The organism is Trebonia sp. (genome assembly GCF_049794275.1).
Lineage (GTDB): Bacteria > Actinomycetota > Actinomycetes > Streptosporangiales > Streptosporangiaceae > Trebonia.
This window is the reverse complement of sequence record NZ_JBARCR010000345.1, coordinates 1-8,958: the sequence shown is the minus strand read 5'-3', so window position 1 is coordinate 8,958 and position 8,958 is coordinate 1. Positions and strand designations below refer to the sequence as shown.

11 protein-coding genes and 1 tRNA gene are annotated in these 8,958 nt (G+C 66.4%); 5 read left to right on the top strand and 7 right to left on the bottom strand.

Translation table 11 applies throughout. From position 1 onward, the window contains the following. The 5 genes from WA805_RS09545 to WA805_RS09525 all read right to left on the bottom strand — a co-directional run. Positions 1 to 271 (bottom strand): nucleotidyltransferase domain-containing protein (locus WA805_RS09545; RefSeq protein ID WP_425242156.1); only part of this gene is annotated, 271 nt, incomplete at its 3' end. A gap of 175 nt (positions 272 to 446) precedes the next feature. Further along, a tRNA-Ala gene (locus WA805_RS09540) sits at positions 447 to 519 on the bottom strand. Between the two features lie 131 nt (positions 520 to 650). Beyond that, positions 651 to 1,511: an Fpg/Nei family DNA glycosylase gene (locus WA805_RS09535; RefSeq protein WP_422285314.1), complete on the bottom strand. Its 861-nt coding sequence runs from the start codon at positions 1,509 to 1,511 to the stop codon at positions 651 to 653. 39 nt (positions 1,512 to 1,550) lie between these two features. Continuing rightward, on the bottom strand, positions 1,551 to 2,228 hold the full coding sequence (locus tag WA805_RS09530; RefSeq protein ID WP_422285313.1) for an HAD family hydrolase: 678 nt from the start codon (positions 2,226 to 2,228) through the stop codon (positions 1,551 to 1,553). A 4-nt stretch (positions 2,229 to 2,232) separates the two neighbouring features. Continuing rightward, positions 2,233 to 2,355: a DLW-39 family protein gene (locus WA805_RS09525; protein ID WP_422273028.1), complete on the bottom strand. Its 123-nt coding sequence runs from the start codon at positions 2,353 to 2,355 to the stop codon at positions 2,233 to 2,235. 177 nt (positions 2,356 to 2,532) lie between these two features. On the opposite strand from WA805_RS09525, the gene WA805_RS09520 reads away from it, so the two are divergent. Next, on the top strand, positions 2,533 to 3,627 hold the full coding sequence (locus tag WA805_RS09520; RefSeq protein ID WP_425242155.1) for a LacI family DNA-binding transcriptional regulator: 1,095 nt from the start codon (positions 2,533 to 2,535) through the stop codon (positions 3,625 to 3,627). Positions 3,628 to 3,985: 358 nt separating this feature from the next. Here the strand turns inward: WA805_RS09520 and WA805_RS09515 are convergent, their stop codons facing one another. Then, entirely contained in the window at positions 3,986 to 4,207 is a 222-nt protein-coding gene (locus WA805_RS09515) for a DUF4332 domain-containing protein (protein ID WP_422284781.1), read from the bottom strand. A 665-nt stretch (positions 4,208 to 4,872) separates the two neighbouring features. On the opposite strand from WA805_RS09515, the gene WA805_RS09510 reads away from it, so the two are divergent. The 4 genes from WA805_RS09510 (at position 4,873) to WA805_RS09495 (ending at position 7,630) form a co-directional block, all read left to right on the top strand. Then, positions 4,873 to 5,403 (top strand): bifunctional nuclease family protein, encoded by a 531-nt coding sequence (locus WA805_RS09510; protein WP_425242154.1) that lies wholly within the window; start codon positions 4,873 to 4,875, stop codon positions 5,401 to 5,403. A 285-nt stretch (positions 5,404 to 5,688) separates the two neighbouring features. After that, on the top strand, positions 5,689 to 6,498 hold the full coding sequence (locus WA805_RS09505) for a hypothetical protein (protein WP_422284777.1): 810 nt from the start codon (positions 5,689 to 5,691) through the stop codon (positions 6,496 to 6,498). Between the two features lie 65 nt (positions 6,499 to 6,563). After that, positions 6,564 to 7,220, top strand: coding sequence for a hypothetical protein (locus tag WA805_RS09500; protein WP_422284775.1), 657 nt, complete (start codon positions 6,564 to 6,566; stop codon positions 7,218 to 7,220). Beyond that, positions 7,217 to 7,630 (top strand): transcriptional regulator, encoded by a 414-nt coding sequence (locus WA805_RS09495; protein WP_422284773.1) that lies wholly within the window; start codon positions 7,217 to 7,219, stop codon positions 7,628 to 7,630. The genes WA805_RS09500 and WA805_RS09495 overlap by 4 nt, the downstream gene beginning before the upstream one ends. Positions 7,631 to 8,348: 718 nt before the next feature. On the opposite strand, the gene WA805_RS09490 is transcribed toward WA805_RS09495, so the two are convergent. Beyond that, positions 8,349 to 8,958: transposase (locus WA805_RS09490; RefSeq protein WP_425242153.1), on the bottom strand; the 610-nt coding region annotated here is incomplete at its 5' end.

Genomic DNA, 8,958 nt, shown 5'->3' with positions numbered 1-8,958 from the left:
GTGCATTGTGACGGGAGTCGATGCTCCAGGTAACCAGGTCCGACCCGGGCAGATGTGTCGCGTCGGCGTAATGGTCGAGCTGATCGTCAGGGACGACGATGAGGAGGTCGATGTCACTCCAGTCGTCCGCGTCTCCGCGGCCGAGGGATCCGACGAATCCTGCGGCGCTGATCGCCGGGTCAGCTTCGAGACGTTCGACCGCCCGCTCGAGCCACGCCTCGCGGATCGCACGGAGTCGTGGCGTTGCGGGAACCTCAGGGTCGGCACTCATCGCTGCGAGTCTCCCACCTGGCGCCGCACCGCCCGGACGTCGGTGCCGCATTCGATTACCCGCTTCTTGCCGCCAGTGACGCGACCCAAAGCGCGCAAACGTTGCCTGACGCGGCACTAGGCCGTATTGCTGTACGCCGCTGCTGTACACGCCGCACAAGCGTTCGGAAATCTTGTGGAGCTAAGGGGGCTCGAACCCCTGACCTTCTGGTTGCAAACCAGACGCTCTTCCAGCTGAGCTATAGCCCCGCACGCGCTATCGGTTCCATCTTATCGACTTGACGACTCCGCGCAGCCTCGGCGCTGGCCGAGATCCACGTCAAGGCCCACGGCGTCGCGACTTCGTGAGATGGCGAAGGAACGGGCCCGTTCCGAATAAATTACTTGAGCAGCCGGGACATGCGGCGGTCGGCGAGCGACTTGCCACCGGTCTGGCAGGTGGGGCAGTACTGCAGAGAGGAGTCGGCGAAGGAAACCTCGCGGATCGTGTCACCGCACACCGGGCAGGGCTGGCCGGTCTTGGCGTGCACCCGGAGACCCGTCTTCTTCTCGCCCTTGAGGTCGGCCGCCGCCAGTCCAGCCGAGCGGTCGACCGCCTCACGGAGCGTAGTCACGATGGCCTCGTGCAGGGCGGCGGTCTCTTCCGGGGTGAAGCTCGACGCCAGCTTGAACGGGGACATCTTGGCGGCGTGCAGCACCTCGTCTGAGTAGGCGTTGCCGATCCCAGCGATGATGTGCTGATCGCGGAGCACGCCCTTGATCTGCATGCGGCGTTCCTTGAGGATGGCGGCGAGCGACTCGACGGTGAAGTCGTCGGCCAGCGGCTCGGGTCCCAGGGTCGCCACACCAGGCACGAGCATCGGGTCGCGGACGAGGTAGACGGCGAGCCGCTTCTGTGTTCCCGCCTCGGTGAGGTCGAAGCCCGAGCCGTCGTCAAGCACCAGCCGAAACGCCAGCGGGCTCTTCCCCGGCTTGACCGGCTTGTCCGGGATGTCGTCACGCCAGCGCAGCCAGCCCGCGCGCGCGAGGTGCATTACCAGGTGCAGATCACCGCAGGACAGGTCGAGGAACTTGCCGTGCCGCGTGATGTCGCCGATGGTGAGCCCGGTGAGCGCGCTGAGCGGCGGGTCGAAGGTCTTCAGCACCGCGAATGACGCCGCCTCGGCGCGCGCGATGACATGTCCGCTGGCGTGCGTGCGCAGGAACGCGGCCAGCGATTCGACTTCCGGCAATTCCGGCATGCTTATGAGTGTAAGTGGACGCGGGCACGACGGCGCAGGTCAGCCGCCGCTGATGATCAGGTCGGGCAGCGCGGCTACGTTCTCCAGCACATGCGTGGCACCCACCTGAGGGCCGCGGCCGCCGCTGTCGATTGCCGCTACGATCCTGGCGCCTGCCCGCCAGCCGGACAGCAGGCCGTTCTCGGTGGCGCTGACCATCGCGACCTCCCGGACGTCGGGCGTTCCGAGCCGCAGCATCGCGGTGAGCACGAGGTCCGGCCACGGGAAGCCGCGCGGCGCGTCGTCCGCGCACAGCGCCAGGTCCGCGATGCCCGGGCGGCACAGCTCGTCGAGCAGGTCGCCACAGGCGGCGCCGGACAGCCCGGAGAGCAGGCAGACCTTGGCGCCCGACGCAGCCGCCTTGGTGAGCGCCGCGACGGCGTCCGGCGGCACTGTCATGCCGTACCGTTCTGCGGCCGCGCGAAAAGAGCGGTCGAAGGCCAGCGACGCGGCCTGCGCACGCGGCTCTTCGCCGTCGAAGATCTCTTGCAGCACGTCGGCCGGGGGACGGCCCCGGGCCCGGTCGAGCCGGACCATGGAGCGAACGTAATCCTGCGTTCCGACGACTATGCCCTGGGTGGCGATGGCCTCGGCGAAGGCGCGTTCCACGATCGAGCCATCGATGACAAGGCTCGCCAGGTCGAAACAGACGAGCGAAACGGCAGGAGGTTCGCGCATGGCGTCAGTAGTCGTCTGGCGCGGTGGCCTCGCTCCACAGGTCGAGGTCAGCACGCTGCGCCTGGACCTTACGCCACACCGCGAAGGCGCCTAGCACCAGCAGGACAAGGATGAACAGCTTCTTCACTGAGCCGGTCCTTCCAACCTCGATCACATCCGCGAAAGACCCCTAGACGCGGTTCTTGTCGGCAAGCCTACCGCTCGGACCGTTCGGGCCGAGTCCGACGGAGGGTCAGCACGGGGCATACCCGTTAGGAGTCAGCACCTGCCGGATCCCAGGGTTTTACGGCCTATCATTCGGCTCATGGGCAACCGTGCGGCGTGCACGCTATACGACGTGGCACGTGCGGCCGCAGTGTCCACGGCCACGGTGTCACGGGTTGTGCACGGGAATGACCGGGTCCGCCCGGCTACCCGGCAGCGCGTGCTTGAGGTGATCGACGAGCTCGGTTATGTTCCTGACGCCGCGGCGCAGAGTATGGCCTGGCACCGCAAGGAAGTGATCGGGCTGGTCACCATTACCGCCCGCGGCCCGGAGACCGATGTCGAGCGAGAAGGCGTGGCGTTCATCGAAGAGGTCCTGCGCGGTGTCCAGGTGGCGCTGAGCAAGGTCGGATGGTCTGTGCTGATCTCGGTCCTCGCCGCCGCCGAGCGCTCCGATGCCTACCAGCAGCTGCGAAGGATCTCGGCAAAGGTCGACGGGCTGGTGATCGCGGAGGGCATCATCAGCTCGGAGCAGCTGGCGCTACTTGCGGAGCGCGTGCCGATCGTCCTGGCCGCCGGGTCGCTCGACGAGCCGAATGCCGATGTGGTCGACGCCGATAACTGGTCCGGCACCACGGAACTGCTCCGGCACATGCTTGAGCAGCACGGGAAGAGACGGCTGTTTTATATCGACGGCCCGCCGGAGGCCCCGGACGCGCGGGAACGCCGCCGCGCTTTCGAAGAAGCGGTTGCCCTGCATCCGGGCGCGGCCGTGACAGGGTGCTTTGAAGGCCGTTTCGCCGCAATCAGCGGTCAGCTTGCGGTGCGGGAGCTGCTCGCCGCGCCGGGCCGAGAGCTACCCGATGCGATCATCTGCGGCAACGACCAGATGGCGATCGGGGCCATGCGTGAGCTGCAGGCGGCCGGGGTACGGGTCCCAGCCGACGTTGCCGTCACCGGTTTCGACGACATCCGCTTTGGGGCGCTGATCACGCCGCCGCTGACTACCGTCCGCCAGTCGCTGCGGCTGCTGGGCGAGCGTGCCTGTTCTTGCCTCCTGGAGCGGATCGCCGACCCGACGCTGCCGCACAGGTCCGAGCGGCTGCCTACCGAGCTGATAGTCAGGGAAAGCTGCGGCTGCCCGCCAGCGGAAGAGCCCGTGTACTGGCCAGCCGCGGCGCACGCGCCAAGTTAGCCGTCCCCGTGGCAGGTGGGAATGCTGATGTTCAAGTCCGGTAGCTCTTCGTGACTTCACATCACTCTTCGTCTTCACATCAGATTTGGTCCTTTTCGCGGCTCCTGAATCGTTTCAGAAGGACCGAAAGTGACGGGAAGATGGAGCACAGATGCACGAAGTTTCTCGTAGCAGCGTGTCCTGTTCGGCTCACGCTAGGAGGTCGAGGACGCGCTGGCGGTCTGCGCCGCGGTCAACACGACCGACCGGTTCGCGACGCCTTCGGCTTTGAACTGCTCAGCCCGGAGGCTTCGAGGCAGGCGGCAAGTACCCGCTAAAGCGAGGTTACCGATGACTGGCCCCAGGCGGACTAGTTGAACTATTCCTGGTAAGCCTTAGCTTCGTCGATCCAGGTTTGCGTTTCATGTTCGGACAGGCCCACCACCGGTCCATGCCGTTCTTCGATCATCTGCTTCAGGTGCGCCGGGTTACGGTGACGCAGCTCTTTGATCGAATCAACGCCGATGCTTTTAAGCATCTCCTTGTAGTGGGGGCCGATTCCCTTGAGCTTGTCGAGGTCGTTCGCTACGTGTTCAGACATCTCGCCACCCCTGTCCTGTACCGCCGGTCAGCAGCGTACAGACGGATTCTGGAAACTCCCCAGACTCAGGCTAGAGTGCCGCGATTGTTGCGACAAGGCCGGGAGCTGCGCACTCTTACCTGGTCGCAGGTCGACCGGTTCGCCGGGAAACCCGCACCAGACAACTGTTTGGCCTCGTGATTGCCGGGTCGCTGGTGCCGACCTCCGGCCTCTCGCCCGGCCTGTCGTCACTCCTCCGGACCGCTTCGGTCCGCCAAGACCGGATGTCGTTGTGGTCAGCCTTGATGTTCAGGCTCTTTGCTGATTACCGGTGTCCCCCGTGGTACATACGTACCAAGATCACCGCGAATAGCAGCATCGTCACAACCGGGATGATCAGGATCTCCCAGGAACCGGTGTGCAGGCCGCCAAACATCATGCAGGGATGTTCGCATACTCCCCGTCCTTCCGGTAGCTGCCGAGGACTAGCTCGGTGAGAGGATCTCCGGCACCGAAGACGGCCACGCCCGGTTCCGCACGACGCGGTGCCGAGTCTGGTGGGCCTGCCCGCCTCAGTTCACGCTTTCCCTCTCAATCACTCGCGTCCCTGTGCGCTGCGTCCGGGCTGCTGTCACCGTTGCTGTCAGCTATAACGTGATGGAAGCAGCGAGCGAGAGGAGGCTGCCATGCCTGCGACTACCGATGTGGGCTTCATCGAGATGCGAATCGCCAAAGTCGTCGGGTTCGGACCGCCCTTGGCTGAGGAGCCGTTCCACTGCGTGGTGCTGGATGAGATATCCGCAGACCGGCACGTTGTCATCTCGATCGGGAAGGCGGAGGCGTTCAGCCTGGCTGCCCGCCTCCAGGGTGTGGAGTTCGGCCGTCCGATGACGTACGACTTCGCCGCGGCGCTGGTGCGAGGTCTCGGAGGACACGTGCGCCAAGTGCGGGTCGATCGCCTGGCAGAGGACATGTACGCCGCGGCGGTCGAGGTCGAGGGTCCGCTCGGAGCGCGGTCTGTTGGTGCGCGCCCCAGCGATGCGCTGAATCTGGCCGCGATCACCGATGCGCAGGTATTCGTCAGCCCCGGGCTGGTGGACGACTTCGAAAGGCTACAGGACGACGACTCGGCAGAAGCCAGGTTGCTTCGCCTGGCGTTGACCGTGCCGCACATGAGGATCGCGAGGGTAACGGAGCGCGACTTTTCCTCTTATTAGGAGGACGTGGGCGGTTGTGCCCAGACCTGTCCATACGCAGGTCAGCGGGCATGCGAGAGTGGCCCGCGTCCGGTCTACCAGGAGCGACGTTCCCGCTGGCCTGCCGGTTGAGTGCCTCGAAGTGACCGTCGGTGGCGCGAGAGTCCGTGGCTTATGGCCTATGCGTGGCCCGGCCTAGACCAGTTGCCCTTGGTTCGCAAGGCCTGGATCCGCCCGGTCCCGCCCTTGACTTTGTGCTTCAAAGCAAACTAGCTTTGAAGCACAAAGTAAGCGAAGGAGCTGGCCATGACGATGACGTTTGAGCAGGTGCACGTGGCCGTGACTCAGGCCGGTACGTGGGTCAGCTATGGCGGCACCGCCAGGATCGTGCTCGCCGGTGTCCTGGTGGCCGCCGCGGGCTGCGCGGCGTATGCGGGAACCCGGCTGCCGCTGCCCGTCCGGCCAGCAAGGCCCAGCGAGGGCGCCAGGACCTTCATGCTCGTGACCTGGGGGTTTGCGATTACGGTGTTTCTGGTCTGCCTGCCTATCTACGTTCACCAAGCGCGCCGGGAGTACCTGTTTCACGCCGCCCCGGCGGATCCCATTACGCCCGTTACCGCCGTCTGCGTGGCTGTGATCTTCGTCGTTATCTTTATCGTCGGCCGTTCGCGTGGCTGGCGGGCCGCGCTGGCGAGCGCCGCTATCGGTGCTGTGGCCGCGCCGATGATCTTTGAGTTTCCGTTTGACCTCATCGTCATGGCCAGGACCTATCCCCCGATTCCTCCCGATCCGGCCTTGTACCGGGTCTTGTTCTTCGCGCCCTTGTTCCTCGTCGAATTCACCACGCTGGCGCTGCTGAGGTTGTCTCCGATGGTGAAGCTGTCCAGGGCATCATTCTTTTTCTTCGCGGTGATGCTGGTGGTTTTCGCGGTCTGGGGGCTGTCCGGATTCGGGTATCCCTCCGCCCCGGTCCCGTTCGCGCTGAATGTGCTGTCGAAGATCGTGGCCTTCGCCGCGGCGCTCAGCTTGTTCGTCCCCCAGCGAGTCCCGGCCAGCGCGCCAGGGGCGGCAATCAGCCCGCCGGCCACGGTCACCCACGCCGGCCAGCATGTGTGAGACCGGCCAGGCTCGCGGCCCTGCCGTCCTCCTGACCCCGCCAGGCCATCACTTAAGGAGAGGCCATGAACGAGGGAACCGGCATGACTGACGGCGCGGGCGCCAGCGAGGCAGCCGGCATGGACGCGCAGGGCGCGGCGGTCATCATGAGCCAGGCGCGGGACCGGGCCCGGCATGAGCTGACTGTCAACCGCCCGGTGATCTTCACGGCCTGGGCGCTGGTTTACCTGCTTGGCTACGGCGTGGTCTGGCTGTCGGTCCGCGGGCAGCGGCCCTTTCACGCGCCGCAGGGCTGGGCGCTGGCATTGCTGGCCCTGCTCGCCGTGCTGGCCCTGGGCGTCACCGCGCAGCTGACGGACCGGGCGGCCAGCGGCGTCGGCGGCGTATCGCAGTTGCGGCGGCGCATCTACTGGCTGTCACTTGCCGTCGGGTTGCTCGGCGTGTACGTCATGCAGCCTGCGCTGCGCCATGTCGGTGCTGGCCACGGGGTGATCAGCGTGTTCACCGCGTCCTCGCCGCTGCTGGTGGCCGGGGTGGTACTGGCCGCCGGCACCGCCGCCTGGCTGAACTGGTACGCCTTCGCCCTGGGCGCCTGGCTGATCGCCGTGGCCGCGTTCAGCGGGTTCGCCGGCCCAGCCGGGGTCTGGGCCGTGGACGCCCTGGCGGTCGGCATCCCGTTCCTGGTGATGGCGGCCATCACCCGCGCGCGGAGCCGCTCATGAGCGAAGACGGGCTCGACCCGGTTATCCACGCCCCCGTGCGGCTGCGCCTGATGGTGACGCTGGCGGCGCTGCCCGAGGGCGACAATCTGTCATTCACCCGGCTGCAAGAGCTGATCGGGCTGACACCGGGCAACCTGATCACGCACCTGCGCAAACTGGAAGACGCCGGGTACGTGCAGACGAACAAGACCGGCACCGGCGTCAACGCGCTGACCACCGTCGCCCTGACCGATGACGGCCGGGCCGCGCTGGAGCGGTACACCGCCGTATTGCGGCAACTGCTCGACACCGCCGAGCCAGCGCAGCCACAGGCCAGGATCGATCCGGAGCCCGGCACAGACGGCACAGGAAACCATGCATCCAATAATCATGGAGGCGGTCGGCGCCGAGCGGAGCAGGGAAACGGGTGAGGCGGTCAGTCGACCGTACGCTTACGAGAACGAGGAACCAGGTGAGGGCGAGGGGAACGATGCAGTTGCCTGACCCGCCAATCGAGGTCGCTGGCCCTACCGACTGTAGGGCCAGGAACCTGGTGCTTCTAGGGCTGAATGGCTCTGACCTGGGTGGGGGTACCAGGACTTGAACCTGGGACCTCTTCCTTATCAGGTCTCCTCCGTGTCCTCGTCCACGTGCAGCAAGCCAGGTTCCGGTCTTGGGTGGTTGCCCGGGAGTAGCCGTGATGACCTCCGGTGGACCACCTCATCGGGCACGAAACGGGCACGCCTTGAACGAGCTAACTCGGGGTGCGGGGTCTCCCCGCGCTGGTGCAGGGAAGATCCCGCCGCGTGCCGCGTAGGCAGTGAGGGGTTGAAACAGCGGGGGCGACAGCCCATACGCCGCGGGGTCCGGGGCGGCAGCCCCGCCTTGCAGCTGCGCGCCCTTCAGATCCGTAGGAATGGGCAAGGTGTCCAGGACCGTCCAGGGGTGGCCATGTGCGGGGTCGATGTTCCAGGCTGGTTGGTGCGTATCAAGTGTTTTCCAGCGGCTTGGCAGCAGTGTTGGCAGCAGTCAGGTTGACGAGGAGACCGCTTCCATATCAGCAACGGGTCGGAGCTCGCTGGATCACCGGCCGTCCGCTAGGTCGACCGGTGCGCGCCTATCTGCAAAGACATCCCAGGAGTTTGGATGTCAAGCGGCGAGGCCGGATCGGGGGAGTTTTTCCCGGTGGGACCAGGCGGTTTGCTCGTTGTAGGGGGTGCGGGTCTTGAGGCAGCCGTGGAGGATGCCGACGAGGCGGTTGGCGAGGCGGCGGAGAACGTCGTTGTGCTCGTGGCCGTTAGCCCGCTGCTCGTCGTAGAAGGCCCGTGCGCCTTCGGAGACGCGCAGGGAGGCGAAGGCCTGGCCGTTGAGGGCGTCGACGAGGCGGGCGTTGTGGACGAACCGGGCGGCTACGAGCTTCCGCTTGCCGGAGGCGCGGGTGATGGGGCTGGTCGCGGCGTAGTTCCGGCGGGCCTTCCCGTCGCGGTAGCGGTGCGGGTCGTCGCCGAACTCTGCGAGCACCCGGGCGCCGAGGATGCGGCCCAGTCCGGGCTGGGACAGGTAGATCTCAGCGTCCGGGTGCTGCCCAAAATTCTCCTCCACCTCACTGTGGAGGGCTTTGACCTGCTGGTTGAGCGTGATGATGACCGCAGTCAGGGCGCGGGCGGCGGCGGCGTAGGCGGCGGTAACAGCCAGCGGCCGGCCGAGCTGCTCCCCGCGCAGCGCTGCCAGGATCGCGGTCGCCCGGTCGGTGATCTTC